This window comes from Microbispora rosea (genome assembly GCF_900156315.1).
Classification (GTDB): domain Bacteria; phylum Actinomycetota; class Actinomycetes; order Streptosporangiales; family Streptosporangiaceae; genus Microbispora; species Microbispora rosea.
The window spans coordinates 33,806-48,489 of sequence record NZ_FTNI01000019.1 but is presented as its reverse complement, the minus strand read 5'-3'; the positions used below and the strand labels follow the sequence as shown (position 1 = coordinate 48,489).

Below are 14,684 nucleotides of genomic sequence, written 5' to 3'. Positions count from 1 at the left end.
CCGGCCCGTTTCGGATGGAGAACGTCTCTATCCGAGGATGAGGTTGAGGAGGAAGTAGCCGAGCGCCGCGACGACGGCCGCGGCCGGGATCGTCAGGACCCACCCGGTCACGATGTTGCCGGCGATGCCCCACCGCACGGCCGACAGCCGCCGCGTGGCGCCCACACCCATGATCGCGGAGGTCATGGTGTGCGTGGTCGAGATCGGGGCGCCGAACCCGATGGCGGCGGTGTAGAGGACCGACGACGCGGCCGTCTCGGCCGCGAAACCGCTCGGCGGGTCCAGGTGGATGATCCGCCTGCCCATCGTCCGCATGATGCGCCAGCCGCCGGAGTAGGTGCCGAGCGAGATCGCCGTGGCCGAGGCCGTGATGACCCACTCGGGAATGCCGCCCTCCGGGGAGGCGTATCCGCCGACGACGAGCGCCAGGAAGATCACGCCCATCGTCTTCTGCGCGTCCTGCAGCCCGTGGCCGAGCGCGATGGCGGCCGCCGACACCGGCTGGATGTATCGGAACCCCCGGCTGGTGCGGTGCGGGTTGGACTTGCGGAAGAGCCACAGCAGGATGATCATGATGATGCCGCCCAGGATGAACCCGATGACAGGCGACAGGATCATGGGGATGACGACCTTCTCCACCACTCCCGACCAGTGCACGGTCGCGCTGGCGGCCAGGGCGGAGCCGACCAGCCCGCCGATCAGTGCGTGACTACTCGACGACGGCAGGCCGAAATACCAGGTGATGAGGTTCCAGACGATCGCTCCGATGAGTGCGCCACCCACGATGAGCAGTCCGCTGGTGCCGTTCGGAGCGTCGATGATCCCCTTGCCGACGGTCTGGGCCACCTCGGTGCCGAGATGGGCGCCGATGAAGTTCATCACCGCGGCGAGGAGGAGTGCGACCCGGGGTGTCAGCGCCCGGGTGGAGACGGAGGTGGCGATGGCGTTCGCCGCATCATGGAAACCGTTCGTGTAGTCGAACGCCAGCGCGATGACGATCACGCCGATGACAAGCGCGAGCTCCACTTAGCTTTCCTTGACCGCGATCGTCTCGATCGTGTTCGCCACGTGCTCGAAGGCGTCGGCGGCGAGCTCGAGCTGCTCGATGACCTCGCGCATCTTCATGACGGTGAGGGCGTCGTACTCGCCGCTGAACAGCTTCGCCAGCAGCCTGCGGTAGACCTGGTCGGCCTGGTTCTCGAGCCGGTTGATCTCGATCCAGTATTCGTTGAGGTGCTGCATCGAGCGCAGGCGCGGCATCGCGTCCGCCGTCAGCTCGGCGGCCCGTTCGAGGACCTCCACCTGGCGTACGACCTCCTTGGGCAGGTGGTCGATCTGGTAGAGGACGATCAGGTCGGCGGCGGCCTCCATGTAATCCATCACGTCGTCGAGATTCGACGCGAGGCGGTAGATGTCCTCGCGGTCGAAGGGCGTGATGAAGCTCTCGTTGAGCCGGTTCATGATCGCGTGAGTGCGCTCGTCGCCCGCGTGTTCGCAGGCGCGCATCTTCTCGGCCAGACCCTCCCGGTCCGAACCGTCGCTGATGATCTCGACCAGCAGACGCGATGCGGTGACGAGGTTGTTCGCCGAGTCGGCGAACAAGTCGTAGTAGCTGTCCTCACGGGGCGTGAGACGCAGGCGCACGTCGTTTCTCCAGATGTGCGGGGACGGTCCGCAGAGAAGGGTACGGCTTACCAGTGGAAATGCGAAGTTCAGGCCACACAAGCCCGCTTGTAACCTACTCTTCCCCTTCCCGCTGCCCAGAACGTCTCCCGTAACACACTTGTTGCCTGAGCCGCTTCAGATCTTGGTGCGGTGGAAGTTCAGGAACGACCTGCTCGGGGTCGGGCCCCGCTGCCCCTGATAGCGCGAGCCGTACCGGTCCGAGCCGTACGGGAACTCCGCGGGCGAGCTGAGCCGGAACATGCAGAGCTGACCGATCTTCATGCCCGGCCACAGTTTGATCGGCAGCGTGGCGACGTTGGACAGTTCGAGCGTGACGTGCCCCTCGAAGCCGGGGTCGATGAACCCGGCCGTCGAGTGCGTCAGCAGGCCCAGCCGGCCCAGGCTCGACTTGCCCTCCAGCCGTGAGGCGATGTCGTCGGGCAGGCTGATCACCTCGTACGTGCTGGCGAGCACGAACTCCCCCGGGTGCAGGATGAACGGCTCGTCGCCGTCCGGCTCCACCTGCCGGGTGAGATCGGGCTGCTCGATCGAGGGGTCGATGTGCGGGTAGCGATGGTTCTCGAACACTCGGAAGTAGCGGTCCAGCCGCACGTCGACGCTGGACGGCTGGATCATCGCCGGGTCGTACGGGTCGAGCTTCACCCTGCCCGACTCGATCTCGGCACGAAGGTCACGATCGGAAAGCAGCACGGGTGCAAGGCTAGTAGGCCATTTCAGCGCCGGGTGTCCGGGATCTTCGCGTCGGGACTGCAGGAGCACGCCCCGAATCCGCTACAGTAGGGGCAGCGACAGGCTCCAAGCCGGTCACGCGGGTGTAGTTCAATGGCAGAACATCAGCTTCCCAAGCTGACAGCGCGGGTTCGATTCCCGTCACCCGCTCCACCCACGAAGGCCCAGGTCAGGGACAGATTCCCGACCGGGGCCTTGATTGTTTTCGGGGCGCTTTGATCTTCGCGGGCCATCAGCGGGCCATTCCGTGCCAGGGCATCAGACAGCCGATGGTGACGCCAGCGAGGTGGCGGCTGGCGAGCTTGTCGAAGCGGGTGGCGATGGCCCGCCACTGCTTGAGCTTGCCGAAGCGGCGCTCGACCAGGTTGCGCTGCTTGTAGGCCTCGGCATCGACTGGAAATGCCGATGTGCTTCGGCCGCTGAACCTCGCGTCGACCACCTACGCCTCAAGACCGAACACCGCGGCCACTCGCCGTGCGAGATCTTCCTCGGTGTCCCCGGAAGCCACCCTGAGCCCGTAGAGGCCTAGATTCCGGGTCTGCTTGCTGAGCCGGTCGGTGAACAGTGCGTCGCGTTGGAGCAGGTTCTGCAGCGCCCGCTGCGGGTCACCAGTGTTGGCGAGGAATCCCCATGTCGGTCCGCCGCGGCTGTCGAACACCGCCTGGCGAAACTGGGGAGTCGGCAGCAGCCACACGGCATGGCGCCATTCGGCGAGCAGGGGTTGGACAAGGTTCGGCAGCAGCCGGAATCCCTCGGCGACCACCGGCAGGTCGGCGGGGAGGGCTAGAAGGTCTTGAACGATCAGCTTGAATCCTTCGCCGTGAAACCAGTGGAAGGTATCGAGCATCTCGCGCGGACTTCTGGCCACCCAGCGTTCGTCCATGTCCATGGCAGCGAACTTGCCCAGGTAAGGAGCTTGTTCCACGGGCATGCGGCGGGCGTGGTCGGGCATGACCGCGTCGGTATCGTACAGACGCATCCCGTACCGATCGGCGATGCGTCGCGCGATGGTGGATTTTCCGGCTCCACTCCCGCCGCCGATCCAGTAGACGTGGCGCAAGCGTTCTCTCCAAACCCTGGGAGAAGCACCTTCGTGCGGTTCGGAGTGCATTCGTTAGCTCCTGTCGACTGAGGCCCGGTGGGCGTTGAGGACGAACGCCTGGTGCACAACCGGCCGGCCGTAGCTGGCTGCGGCAGGGGCCTGATCACCCCGCCCGCCATCGACCCAGGACAAGCCGAGCAGACCAGGGCCCGCTTCCCACTCGGGCGGGTCGACGGGATGCGGGGTGATCAGACAGGCCGAGGCGTGCGCAACCACGCAAGCTATGGCTCCTCGTCCTCATCGGTGAGGACTCCAGCACCACGATGAGTTGCCAAAAAGGCGGCAACCTCTGCGAGATCAGCTTGCTGAGTCCCCGGGCCGTCATCATCTCGCCCTTGGTACGCAGCCACAATCTCACCGATCAGTTCATCATCGAGCCGGGGGACGACGTATCGCGGCGTGGTACCTCGCAGGAAGAGCAGGGAGAAGACACGGCGAGCCGGGCCGGGAACATCGCCGTACTTGTTCAAGACCGTCCCGAGGCGGAGTCGAGGAGCGGCCGCCACGAGGTCGTAAAGCAGCGGTGTCTCTTTGCAGTTCCACCACCTCCTTATCTCGTCGTCCGGAACCTCACGATCGATGACCACCAACGAGACGTCACAGGGCAAATCAGTCACAAGGTCATCTTGACCGCTCTTCACACCCTCGGCACGCAGCTTCGACGGGTGGGCCATCAACGGGCCATTAAGCAGGGTGACGAGGGGTCAACCACGGTCACTCATGACCGGTCTCACACGCAGGTCAGCGACTCTACGGGCCCTAATCCATGCAATTCCATAGCGTGGGTGATTCCCGTCACCCGCTCCACGAGCGAAAGCCCAGGTGAGGGAGCACATTTCAACCCGCCCTTGATTGTCTTCAGGGCTCTTTGATCTTCGCGTGCCATCAGCCCTTGGTCAGCTCACTGGAGCAGCAGCTCCGCACGTACCATGAGCCCCGTGCCCAAGCTTGTCTGCCTCTGCGGCTACATTCACGACCTCTCGCCCATCCCTGATAAGGGCTATGTGATCTTCCCGGACGCCGCGCCGGAGATAATCCTCTGGCCGACCAAAAAGCAGGTCGACACCGACGAGCGAACGAAGGCGATCGTAACGAAAACCGGCCTCCTCTACGAATGTCCGGACTGCGGGCGGCTCATGTGGCAAAAGCAGGGCGAGACCGAGTTCCGGATCTACCGGCCCGAGTAAGGCTTTCGCCGCCGTTGTGATGAGGTGACAGATGGACCGGTCATACCTCACCCGTTGATCGTCGCGCCAGATGCGTGCCAGAAGGGACGGTGATCAGCGGACCCGACGATGTCGTGGCCAAGGTGCGCCGCCAGTTTGGACGTGCGTAGGCGCCGGGGGAAGCGAACGGGCGACAGTGCCAGCGCCTCGCGCACCGAATCCAGCGTGGGCCTGTCGGTGAAGCGCGCGGCTTCTTGAGGCTGGAGATCTCGGTGAGCAGTGCCTCCAGCGGGCAGGACCTTGGCGCCGAAGGTCTCGATGAACGGCAGCAGGTCGACCTTGCGCCCCATCGTCTTGGTGAGGATCTCCGCGTGCCCTGAGCTCTCCCGCGGCGCCGGCCCGCCTTTCCCACGGCGCTCACGACGCCCCGCCAGCCGCTACGCGAGCGCGACGATGGTGTCGATCTCCGCGGCCCACTGGCGGTAGCACGCGTTGCCGCTCCAGCGCCTCCTGGAACACCGGCAGTAGAGCACCGGCTGGCTGTACTCGACCCGTTCGGCCAGCCGCCCTGATTCGCGGGGCCTCACGGTCACTCGACCGGCCTTGACCTGCACCCCTGTTTTCCCAGCTCAGCATGGCAAGATCAGTAGCCTATTCCCAAGCTGACAGCGCGGGTCCGATTCCCGTCACCCGCTTCAAGAGTTATGCGAGCACCTCCGGCAGCAGCCTGAACGCCGCCACATGCCGGGGCCGGATCAGGCCGAAATCGCGCCGGTCGATCGTCGCGATTTGTGTGATTCCCAGACGCTCAGCGATTGCGACCACAGACACATCGGCAGGGTCGAGTCGAGCATCTTTGTATAGCCGGACGAGTTCGGCCATACGTCGTACGTCAGCGGCAAGCAGATCGACTAGCTCGAACTCCCCCGTGACGAGATCAAGGAACTGCGCATGTACGGCCGGTCCCATATGCCTGTTGATCGTCCAACCAGCCTCGATCAGGATGGTCGAAGGAAGGAGCAACGGCCCTGCCAACTGCTCGAGGAGACGCACACACGAGGCATGGTGCTTGTCATCGCGATCGACAACGGCGATCAGCGGCCCCGTGTCCAGGAGCGTAGCGGTCACACCGACCGATTGAATCGCTCCGCCAGCAGATCTTCGACCCGTTCCGACAGATCGCCCTCTCCGGATGCGCCAATCCCCGCGATCGACAGCCGACGACGCCGTACCGGTTCCGATAGATCTTTGTTTGCGGCCTCAGCAAGTTCCGGGTCTGTCTTGACCAACCGCAGCAGCCGACCTGCCTGGTCCGGCGACAGCCGGTCAACCAGGTGATGAAGCTCCTCATGCGCATGCCCGGCGCTCATGCCCCGAGTCTACGCTCGCGATATCGCTAGCGGCAGGGACGCGGCGCGCGGTGCCCGTTGCGTGCCCGTTCGGTCGGCGATCAGCGGGAACTATCGGGGACTCACGGTGACTCGACCGCCATACGTCCAGGTCAGAGTTTCCCAGCTCAGGCCGTGTGATCTTGAAAGACTTCCCAAGCTGACAGCGCGGGTTCGATTCCCGTCACCCGCTCCACCCACGAAGGCCCAGGTCAGGGAGTAGATCCCCACCCGGGCCTTGATTGTTTCCGAGGCTCTTTGATCTTCGCGTGCCATTAGCGTGCCATTAGCCACGGTCAGCTCACCGGAGCCAGCAGCTCGGCCGGGCCGTCGCCCTCGTCGTCACCGCGTCCGACAATCTGCCGGTCGATGGCATCCGTGATCGTCTTGTCGGCACCCCGTACGGCGTGCTGGTAGATCATCGCGGCTCGGACGTTGTCGTGACCCATCCGGGCCATCAGGTCCTTGAGCCCCGCGCCGGACTCTGCCGCGAGCATGTTTCCGGTGTGACGGAGATCATGGAAGTGAAGACCGGGGAGACCCATCTCCTTGACCACGTCCACCCAGCGCGTACGGGTGTTGAAGCCGCTGCGGCGTAGAGGGCCGCCTTTGGCACCAGGAAAGAGCAGCGCGCCCGGCTCGTCCTGGACGTAGGTCGCCAGGTGCTCGCGCAGGGCCGGAACGATGCCCTGAGGGATGCCGACCACCCGTCGCCCGGCCTTGGACTTGGGCGGCCCGATGACCAGTTCACCCGTGGAACTTTCTCTCCAGGTTCGATCTCCACGCTACGGGGGGCTCAGACCCCTCTCGGGCGAAGAGCGAGCCGGAGTTCAACGCCTCCAGGTGCATCAACGCGAGGCCGCAGACGTCGCCGAGGGCCGTGACCCCGGAGATGATGTGGACCACTTCGATGATCCGGCGCACCGCGTGGTAGGCAGCATTCGGCCATCGTTTCCACAGCCCTGGGCGCGCACATCGTCCCATGGGCGGCGGCCCGTCTACGCCCGGTGCGGTACCGGCGCGATTGGGAGCCCATTTCAGCGGGATGCGGGATCGCCCGCCGGGCGTCCCCGTTCCGCTACAACGAAGCGCGCTCACCTCTCCCCATCGCAAACTCGCGAAGGCGGTGAAACCGGTACGGCTCAGAGCGAAGGAGGTGCTCGGTGCATGAGTGTGGCGGGAGGCTGGCCGTATGAAGATTCTCGTACTGGGCGGTTCGTCGTTCCCCGGGCATGCCTACGTCTCCGAAGCGCTGCGGCCATGAGATGACGACCTTCAACCGGGGGCTCAGCGGGCCCGACCAGCCAGGTGCAGAAGCGCCGTACGGGGCGACCGCACCTCCCCTGCCGACCTGGAACGGCTGGCCGGGGGCCGGAGCTGAGATGCGGTGGTGGACACCTCCGGGGAGCAGCCGAGCGACGTACTGCTCTCCGCCGGGCTCCCACGCGAGCGCGCCGGCCACGACACGTTCGTCTCCTCCATCCACGCGTTCTCGGACTGGGGTGAGCGCCCCGTGAACGAGGACTCCCTCACGTGCCCCTGTCCTGCCGACACCCCGCCCGGCCAGCCCGCAGGCAACCACTTGAAGGCCGGGTGCGAACGCGCGGTGCTGGAGCGTTTCGGCGCGGACCGCTCGCTGATCCTCAACTGCGGCCTGCTCGTCGGCCCGTACGAGAACGTGGGCCGCCTGCTGTGGTGGCTGGACCGGATGGCGCGGGGCGGCAAGGTGCTGGCCCCCGGCGACCCGGACCGCGCCTTCCAGATGGTCGACGCGCGCGACTTCGCCGCCGGCCGCACCCCCCGCGCGCATGCAGGTGATCAGGAAGGCCGTGCGGAAGATCGTGCGCGCTCTCGGAGCCGTCCCTGTTTCGCATACGACAGGAGACGTAGTCGCGGGACCGCCGACGAGACGACGCGGAACAACCCGGAAGCCGAAAGTCTGGCCGCATGCGTAGAAAGCCGCTGTTGCTTGTCCTCGCCGCCGTCCTGATGGTTCCGCTGGGCGGAGGCGTGGCCCACGCACGGGTGGCAGGCGATCAGGATCCGGCCCTCGTGCGAACCGCCCAGGGCGCCGTGCACGGTCTCCGCGGCTCCGACCACCGGACGTTCTCTGGGATCCCGTACGCGGCGCCGCCGACCGGCGATCGGCGGTGGCGGGCGCCGGGCCCCGCGCCGACGTGGGCAGGCGTGCGTGACGCCACCAAACCTGGCAGTCCCTGCCCCCAGCTTGACGGAGGCGGCCCCGATCGGCCACCGCAGCCGCTCGGCGATGAGGACTGTCTGTTCCTCAACGTCACCACGCCTGCCTCCCGGCCGGACGAGCGGCTTCCCGTCATGGTCTGGATCCACGGCGGCGGGTTCGTGGCGGGCGCGGGCAGCGAGTACGACCTGAGCCGGATGGCCACCCAGGGGAAGGTCGTCACGGTGACGCTCAACTACCGGCTGGGAGCCCTGGGCTACCTGGACCATCCGGCCATGAGCGACCCGTACGAGGGCAACTACGCGCTCGCCGACCAGCAGGCGGCACTGCGCTGGGTGCGGCGCAACATCGCGGCCTTCGGCGGCGATCCCGCCAACGTGACGATCTTCGGCCAATCGGCGGGCGGTTTCAGCGTGTGCGCCCATCTGGCAGCGCCTGGATCGCGCGGCCTGTTCCAGAAGGCGATCGTGGAGAGCGGCCCCTGCGGCAACGCCTTCGTCACCCGGGCGGCGGCGCGGGCTCGGGCCACGAAGATCGCCGCCGACCTCGGGTGCGCCACCCGGACTGCGACGTGCCTGCGGGCCAAGCCCGTGGCCGAACTGCTCCCCATCGGCTCCGATCAGGTCTTCACCGCGACCGCCCGCATCGGTGACATGCCCTGGATCTTCACGGCGGGCACGCCTGCGCTGCCGACGCAGCCGCTGGAGGCGTTGCGCCGCGGCCTGGCCGCGCCGGTCCCCCTCCTCCAGGGGGCTACCCATGACGAGATGCGGCCTTTCGTGGCGGTGCAGTTCGACGCGCAGGGCCGACCCGTGACGGCACAGCAGTATCCGGAGATTCTCGCCGACCTATTCGGGGACGACGCCGACGCCGTGCTCGGTCGTTATCCGGTCGCCGGCTTCCCCACACCGAGCCTCGCACTGGCCACCGTGCTGACCGACTGGGGCGCGAAACTGGGCGCCTGCTCGCAGCTTCCGGCGGACGACGCGGCGGCCTGGCGTGCCCCCGTCTATGCCTTCGAGTTCGCCGAGAACTCGGGGCAGGAGATCGTCGGCCTCCCGCTCGGAGCCGGGCATGCGGCCGAGCTGCCGTACCTCATGGAGGGCCCTAACCCGCCTCTGGCGCTCTCTCCCGCACAGGAGAGGCTGTCACGCGACATGATCGCTTACTGGACGCGTTTCGCCGCGACTGGCGATCCCAACCTGCCGGGGCTACCCCACTGGGCGGCCTACCACTCCGGCGGTACGGTCCTCTCGCTCGCGTCCGGTCCGCAAGGTGTGCATCCGGTGAACTTCATGAGCAGTCACCAGTGCGCCTTCTGGCGCCACCCGCAGCACGCGTCGTGACCGACCAGGAAGGGACCTCCAGTGAACAGCACCGCCGACCCCCGGTTCCCAGAGCAGGCGGGAGAACGGCCGGCAGGCAGGCGTGAGCCCCACGGCCGGCCCAGGATGCGGTTGTCACCGCCTTGGCGCAAGGCCCTGCGGATCGTGCATGTGGTCGCCTCGCTGGGACTGCTGGGTGCCGACGCCGCCGTACTCGCTCTGGCCGTCGCGGGGTGGCAGGGGTCGAACCCGCTGACCGTCTATCCGGCCGGATACATGCTCGGCGAGTTCCTCGTCCTGCCCCTGGCGCTGCTCGCCCTCTCCACCGGCGTCGCCTTGGGGTTGCTCACCCCGTGGGGGCTGCTGCGCTACTGGTGGGTGCTCATCTCGCTGGTCTTCACCGCGGGCGGCACGCTGCTGGCCGTGTTCGTTCTCGTGCCCACGCTCTCCGCGGCCGCCGGTGTGGCACTGGCCGGAGGAGTTCCCTCAGACACGTACGGGCTGGTCGAGGACTCCGGGGGAGCTTCCGGGGTGCTGCTCGTGACCATCCTGCTCAGCTACTACAAGCCCCTCGGCCGGACGATGCCATCGTCCTGGCGCCGCGGCGGGCCGGAGCGGTGAGAACCTACCGTGGTTGCTTGTTCACAAGTCGACCGACAGACCTCAGGCACAGGGACCGCTGACGAGGGGTCGGCCCCGATTACTCACAACCGGCCCCACCCAGGTCATCGGCCCTATATGGCCGGATCCGCGCCAGATGAGTGCCAGAACGGGCGGGGAACCAGGGTGCATCGGGACCTTGTGCAAACTCACCGGTACGCCGTACGGCGACATCGCGTCCTTCGCAACGACCACGGCCCCCGAAGGGCTGCTCGTCTACATCGAGGCGTCCGCCGATGACGCGGCGACCATCTGCAGGAACCTGCACGGGATGCGGATGGCCGGATTCTTCACCAACGCGAACGCCGTGCTCGTCGGCCGCACCCGGGCCCCGGGCATCGACTCGCTCACCCAGCACGAGGCGGTGCTCGACGCACTCGGCGGCCTCGCCGTACCGATCATCGCTGATGTCGAGTGTGGCCATGTCCCGCCGTACGCGCCTCTGGTAAACGGGGCCCGCGGCCACGTGCTGTACACCGAACACCGTAATGAACTCACGCAGACACTCACGTAGATCCTGCGCGCGGCCCCCGCGTCTCCAAGATGGCCAGGATCGGGGGCGCTGACGGTCAACAGTTCAGTCTCTGTTCCGGCGGTGAATCGCGGGGACCCACGGTCGCTCGGTGGTGACGCGCTCGCCGCCCTTGGACGACGAACGCTGCCGATCTACGTCATCCACATGCCGCTGCTCGCCCTGCTGCACGGGTTCCTCGTTGGTCCGATGGCCGGGCTGGGTGGCGACGGACAGGCGCTTACGGTGGCGGAGTATCCGATTCTGCTGACCGCCGTGGTGATCGGCCTGAGCCTGGCGATCCACCGTGGGCTGCTCGCAGTGCGCGCGCACTCGCCGCACACAACGCCGCACCGCCACCTACGCCGGTGCGCGCCGCGCGGAAAAGAGCCAGGTCACGGGCGACGAACGAAGCTCACTGCCAAGCTGCACGATGACCCTGCCCTGGCTGGGAAATCAGCATCCTCCCCGGAGATTGCCGCAGTTCAGAGGGAAAGGGTGTCAGCCGAAGAGGGATGTGGCGATGTCAGCATAGAAGAGGGCGGGGTCGCGCGAGAGGGAGGCCTTGACGTTGGCGGTGGGACCGTCGGCGATCACTTCGAGTTTGCCCGCTTCCAGACCGTCCAGGGCCATGGTGACCACCTCGTGGGGTGGGAGTTTGGGTATGTCGTAGGCGGCCATCATGTCGGTGTCGGCTATGGCCAGGGCCAAGGCGGTGACCTGGGTTTTCTGGTCGGCCAGTTCAAGTCTGACGCCGTTGGTGAGAGACCATTCCGCCGCTTTTGATGCGGCGTAGCCGTTGCTGGCGGGGGCGAAGGTGTACCAGCTCAGCGCCGAGATGACGTTGAGGATCGCGCCGCCAGCAAGTCTGGGGGCGAAGGCCCGGGTGACGTTGAGGGTGCCCCAGAAGTTGGTCTCGAACTCGCGGCGGACGTTTTCCGTGGAGGGGCCGAGCAAGGGAGCGTCTGTGGAGATGCCGGCGTTGTTGATGAGGATGTCGAGCTCGCCTACCTCGGTGGCCGCGGCTTCGATGGACGTCGGATCGGTGATGTCCAGCTGGAGGGGCACGACGCCGGGGATGTTGATGTGGTCGGGGCGGCGGGCGGTGGCGTAGACAGTGGTGGCGCCGCGGGCGAGGAGAGCCTCGGCGAACGCCTTGCCGAGTCCGCGATTGGCGCCGGTCACGAGGGCTTTTGTGCCGTTGATCTGCATGTCACTACGCTAAAACCTAACGTTGACGTCAGAGGCAAGTATTGTGAGGGAAATCACTGTGCGGATCGGGGACCTGGCGAGCATGACGCGCGTGAGTGTGCGGGCGCTCCGGTACTACGAGGAGCAGGGGTTGCTGGCCTCGACGCGTAGTGAAAGCGGGCAGCGGCTCTATGAAAACGCGGCGGTCAACCGCGTGCGGCTGATTCAGCAGTTGTACGGCGCGGGACTGTCCAGCAAGACGATCGCGGAGCTCTTGCCGTGCGTCGACGCCAAGGTGAGCACGCCGGAATCTCGGGAACGGCTGGCGGCGGAGCGGGACCGGATCAACACGCAGATCGCCGAGCTGATTATCGCCCGGGACAGGCTCGACGACATCATCGACGCGACGTCGAGGCCGAATCCGGAGTGCGACTACGTATGAGCCTGGGCCCGCGATCCAGCCCGATGCCCAGACAGTGGATCACCAGCCCCCAGGATGTTGCGGTTCGCATGGTGCAACGTCCGCCCCGCCTTATCAGGCAAATCGACGGGTCATCCGGGGTCTGCGTCGTCAGCAGCCGCCTGCTCTGTGCTCAGCCGTCAGTGGTTGTCAGAGCCATGACGGCTCCTGCGGTCCCGCAGTGTGAGTTCCGCACACCGACCCATGTGCACGAACCCGAGAGGGGCGCCTATGAGGCATAGGTGGGGGTGCTTCCAGCCCGAACCGGATTTCGAAGCGTACACAGATCAGGACGGACATCGAGTCGAAATCATCCCCGCAATCATGCAGCGGGTAGAGCAAGCAGCCGACACCATGCGCATCAGGGCTAGTCCGAGATCTGCTCCGCAGCCTCGACCGAGGTTGGATCGTCGAGGAGTAGCAGACGGCCGGCAGTTCACCGCAGCCCAGCCCACAGGCAGTTCACCGGGCCATTAGCGGGCCATCAAGGAGAGTAACGAGGGGGCAACCACGGTCACTCGTGACCGACCCCAAGCCCAGGTGGTGCCCCTAACGGCCACGATCCATGCAATTCCCAAGCTGACAGCGCGGGTTCGATTCCCGTCACCCGCTCCACTCACGAAGGCCCAGGCCAGGGACACATTCCCACCCGGGCCTTGATTGTTTTCGGGACCATCTCGATCTTCCGTGCCCGTTACGTGCCTGATCTATCTGACTCTTGCTTGTTCGCGACATGCGACGCGTCTCGTACCCTGGCGTATCGCTGCACCAAGTGATCACACCACTACCGCCGACCGCATCCCGCGAGCGGCATCCGGACGAGCCATGGACGGCAAAAGCACAGAAGACCGTACCGTCCTTATAGGAACGCTCATGCGGTGGTCGGCGGCTTGGAGATGACTCCGGATAGGTACGCGGACTGCTCCAGGATCTGGGGGGTGAGCTTGATCCCAGTGAGACGCTCGATCAGGACGAGTCCTGGCCCCCGGTAGAGATCCCACTTGTGCTCCGCGCATTCGCGATCGAGCTGCTCTATGGTCTCCACGAGTTCGTCGGGAATCTCGGAGAAGCCGTCCTGGGCCCAGAAAGCGCACCGGATCTCCCTATCTTCTACCCAGCGGAACTCCTCCAGGCCCTTAATGTCAAGGTGGTAGAGGGAGACGAGGCGGGTGCCCGCCGACAGCGGCACGATGAATTCGTCGTCGGCGGCGAGCCAGCTGTTGTACTGCGCGACGAACGCCCAGTCACCGACGGCTGTCACCGCGACGAGCTCAGTCTTGTAGTCGTAGCGAGCGCCGGCGTCGATCGACTCATAGAGCGTCATCCAGGAGAAGTCTTCTGCTCGGCCCCCCATCCGGGCTACGAGTTGCTCGGGTGTGAGCCCTCGGACGAAGATGAAGCTGTAAGCCTCCGCGAGGCCGGAGTCGGCGAACCAGGCGTAGTCGCCGGAGTGCGTGATCATGCAGCGATCATGGCAGAGCCCACCGACGCAACCTGCCGAGGAATTGGTCCCTCCTGACCAATCGTCGATCGGGGGCAGGGGCATATAAGGAGAAGGTCATGTCCGTGATCGCGTGCCAGATTCGTGCCAGAACAGGTGGGGAACCGCGGTCACTCATGGGAACCCACGGCCACTCGACCAGCACTGACCTGCATCCTCGTTTTCCAGCTCAAGAGAGCAAGATCAGTAGCCTATTTCCAAGCTGACAGCGCGGGTTCGATTCCCGTCACCCGCTCCATCTCCCTAAGCCTTCGCTCGGAACCGGTGTCAGTCGCCCCAAGGCTGAGCCAACAGCACCACGTGATCAGCCTCGACATCGAACCCCAATACCGGATTACCCAGATCCCAGTCCCCTTCCGGCGACATCATCACCGGCTTGCCTAGTCTTCGCCCAATCACCGTGATGAACTCACAGAAGATGTCCAGCCGTCCCTGTCCTTGCAGCTCTCGCAGATCGACGTCAAAGTCGATCACGTCATCTGACAGGAACCGGAAGATCGCAAGTACATCTGGGGCGGGCCAAACACGAAGACTTGGGCACTCGGCATCCACAGGCCGAGATAGCACCTGCGTAGCGCGAGGGAGCGGCTTGACGACGTCGCCCTCGAGATACTCGCGCGACCAGCCACGAGCTTCGATCAGATCGAGGACCGCCTGCCAGTCCTCAACCGAGGCATTCGCAACCCACACATCCGGCAGCGTTCCCATCAAGTCAAGATCGAAGAAACTCCTCACCTCATCCCACACCAAGTCCGACACACTGCC

The 14,684-nt window shown here is 65.8% G+C and carries 20 protein-coding genes and 1 tRNA gene; 7 read left to right on the top strand and 14 right to left on the bottom strand.

The window, feature by feature from the left end; all coding sequences use genetic code 11:
• Nucleotides 1–27 precede the first annotated feature (27 nt).
• The 3 genes from BXA11_RS24815 to dcd form a co-directional block, all read right to left on the bottom strand.
• Nucleotides 28–1,026 (bottom strand): inorganic phosphate transporter, encoded by a 999-nt coding sequence (locus BXA11_RS24815; protein WP_030510422.1) that lies wholly within the window; start codon nt 1,024–1,026, stop codon nt 28–30.
• Nucleotides 1,027–1,644 carry a DUF47 domain-containing protein gene (locus BXA11_RS24810; protein ID WP_030510423.1) on the bottom strand — a complete coding sequence of 206 codons (618 nt, stop codon included), beginning with the start codon at nt 1,642–1,644 and terminating at the stop codon, nt 1,027–1,029.
• A gap of 156 nt (nt 1,645–1,800) precedes the next feature.
• Complete coding sequence (dcd, locus tag BXA11_RS24805) at nt 1,801–2,376, bottom strand: dCTP deaminase (protein ID WP_030510424.1); 576 nt, start codon at nt 2,374–2,376, stop codon at nt 1,801–1,803.
• 118 nt (nt 2,377–2,494) lie between these two features.
• On the opposite strand from dcd, the gene BXA11_RS24800 reads away from it, so the two are divergent.
• Nucleotides 2,495–2,568 (top strand) — tRNA-Gly (locus BXA11_RS24800).
• Between the two features lie 79 nt (nt 2,569–2,647).
• Here BXA11_RS24800 and BXA11_RS44825 read toward each other — a convergent pair.
• The 3 genes from BXA11_RS44825 to BXA11_RS42385 all read right to left on the bottom strand — a co-directional run bounded on the left by BXA11_RS44825 (nt 2,648) and on the right by BXA11_RS42385 (nt 4,134).
• Nucleotides 2,648–2,854 carry a transposase gene (locus tag BXA11_RS44825; RefSeq protein ID WP_076438331.1) on the bottom strand — a complete coding sequence of 69 codons (207 nt, stop codon included), beginning with the start codon at nt 2,852–2,854 and terminating at the stop codon, nt 2,648–2,650.
• Nucleotides 2,855–3,475 carry a shikimate kinase gene (locus BXA11_RS24790; RefSeq protein WP_204053889.1) on the bottom strand — a complete coding sequence of 207 codons (621 nt, stop codon included), beginning with the start codon at nt 3,473–3,475 and terminating at the stop codon, nt 2,855–2,857. It lies immediately after the preceding gene.
• Nucleotides 3,476–3,738: 263 nt separating this feature from the next.
• Entirely contained in the window at nt 3,739–4,134 is a 396-nt protein-coding gene (locus tag BXA11_RS42385; protein ID WP_143734502.1) for a hypothetical protein, read from the bottom strand.
• A 321-nt stretch (nt 4,135–4,455) separates the two neighbouring features.
• Between BXA11_RS42385 and BXA11_RS24785 the strand changes: the two genes are divergently transcribed.
• Complete coding sequence (locus BXA11_RS24785; RefSeq protein ID WP_143734501.1) at nt 4,456–4,704, top strand: hypothetical protein; 249 nt, start codon at nt 4,456–4,458, stop codon at nt 4,702–4,704.
• 47 nt (nt 4,705–4,751) lie between these two features.
• Here BXA11_RS24785 and BXA11_RS24780 read toward each other — a convergent pair whose 3' ends face one another.
• The 5 genes from BXA11_RS24780 to BXA11_RS24770 form a co-directional block, all read right to left on the bottom strand.
• On the bottom strand, nt 4,752–5,033 hold the full coding sequence (locus tag BXA11_RS24780; protein WP_076438323.1) for a hypothetical protein: 282 nt from the start codon (nt 5,031–5,033) through the stop codon (nt 4,752–4,754).
• A gap of 87 nt (nt 5,034–5,120) precedes the next feature.
• Nucleotides 5,121–5,276 carry a hypothetical protein gene (locus tag BXA11_RS43295; RefSeq protein WP_159454838.1) on the bottom strand — a complete coding sequence of 52 codons (156 nt, stop codon included), beginning with the start codon at nt 5,274–5,276 and terminating at the stop codon, nt 5,121–5,123.
• A 109-nt stretch (nt 5,277–5,385) separates the two neighbouring features.
• On the bottom strand, nt 5,386–5,811 hold the full coding sequence (locus BXA11_RS24775; RefSeq protein WP_076438320.1) for a type II toxin-antitoxin system VapC family toxin: 426 nt from the start codon (nt 5,809–5,811) through the stop codon (nt 5,386–5,388).
• Nucleotides 5,808–6,053 (bottom strand): hypothetical protein, encoded by a 246-nt coding sequence (locus tag BXA11_RS42380; RefSeq protein WP_143734500.1) that lies wholly within the window; start codon nt 6,051–6,053, stop codon nt 5,808–5,810. Before BXA11_RS42380 ends, BXA11_RS24775 begins: the two co-directional genes overlap by 4 nt.
• Before the next feature lie 314 nt (nt 6,054–6,367).
• Entirely contained in the window at nt 6,368–6,778 is a 411-nt protein-coding gene (locus BXA11_RS24770) for a tyrosine-type recombinase/integrase (protein WP_076438317.1), read from the bottom strand.
• Between the two features lie 680 nt (nt 6,779–7,458).
• On the opposite strand from BXA11_RS24770, the gene BXA11_RS24765 reads away from it, so the two are divergent.
• From BXA11_RS24765 to BXA11_RS24750, 4 genes are all read left to right on the top strand, one after another.
• Complete coding sequence (locus BXA11_RS24765; protein WP_076438315.1) at nt 7,459–8,061, top strand: Rossmann-fold NAD(P)-binding domain-containing protein; 603 nt, start codon at nt 7,459–7,461, stop codon at nt 8,059–8,061.
• Nucleotides 8,019–9,617, top strand: a complete 1,599-nt coding sequence (locus BXA11_RS24760) for a carboxylesterase/lipase family protein (RefSeq protein WP_143734498.1) — start codon at nt 8,019–8,021, stop codon at nt 9,615–9,617. The genes BXA11_RS24765 and BXA11_RS24760 overlap by 43 nt, the downstream gene beginning before the upstream one ends.
• Before the next feature lie 21 nt (nt 9,618–9,638).
• A complete protein-coding gene (locus tag BXA11_RS24755; RefSeq protein ID WP_239105162.1) occupies nt 9,639–10,217 on the top strand; it encodes a hypothetical protein in 579 nt (192 codons plus the stop codon).
• 136 nt (nt 10,218–10,353) lie between these two features.
• Nucleotides 10,354–10,770 (top strand): S66 peptidase family protein, encoded by a 417-nt coding sequence (locus tag BXA11_RS24750; RefSeq protein WP_083744558.1) that lies wholly within the window; start codon nt 10,354–10,356, stop codon nt 10,768–10,770.
• 498 nt (nt 10,771–11,268) lie between these two features.
• On the opposite strand, the gene BXA11_RS24745 is transcribed toward BXA11_RS24750, so the two are convergent.
• Nucleotides 11,269–11,979, bottom strand: a complete 711-nt coding sequence (locus BXA11_RS24745) for an SDR family oxidoreductase (RefSeq protein WP_076438310.1) — start codon at nt 11,977–11,979, stop codon at nt 11,269–11,271.
• Nucleotides 11,980–12,037: 58 nt separating this feature from the next.
• On the opposite strand from BXA11_RS24745, the gene BXA11_RS24740 reads away from it, so the two are divergent.
• Complete coding sequence (locus BXA11_RS24740; protein ID WP_030510430.1) at nt 12,038–12,400, top strand: MerR family transcriptional regulator; 363 nt, start codon at nt 12,038–12,040, stop codon at nt 12,398–12,400.
• Between the two features lie 889 nt (nt 12,401–13,289).
• On the opposite strand, the gene BXA11_RS24735 is transcribed toward BXA11_RS24740, so the two are convergent.
• Both BXA11_RS24735 and BXA11_RS24730 read right to left on the bottom strand, forming a co-directional pair.
• Nucleotides 13,290–13,880, bottom strand: coding sequence for a DUF6461 domain-containing protein (locus tag BXA11_RS24735; RefSeq protein ID WP_076438307.1), 591 nt, complete (start codon nt 13,878–13,880; stop codon nt 13,290–13,292).
• A 306-nt stretch (nt 13,881–14,186) separates the two neighbouring features.
• Nucleotides 14,187–14,678: a hypothetical protein gene (locus tag BXA11_RS24730; RefSeq protein ID WP_076438533.1), complete on the bottom strand. Its 492-nt coding sequence runs from the start codon at nt 14,676–14,678 to the stop codon at nt 14,187–14,189.
• Between the last annotated feature and the right edge of the window lie 6 nt (nt 14,679–14,684).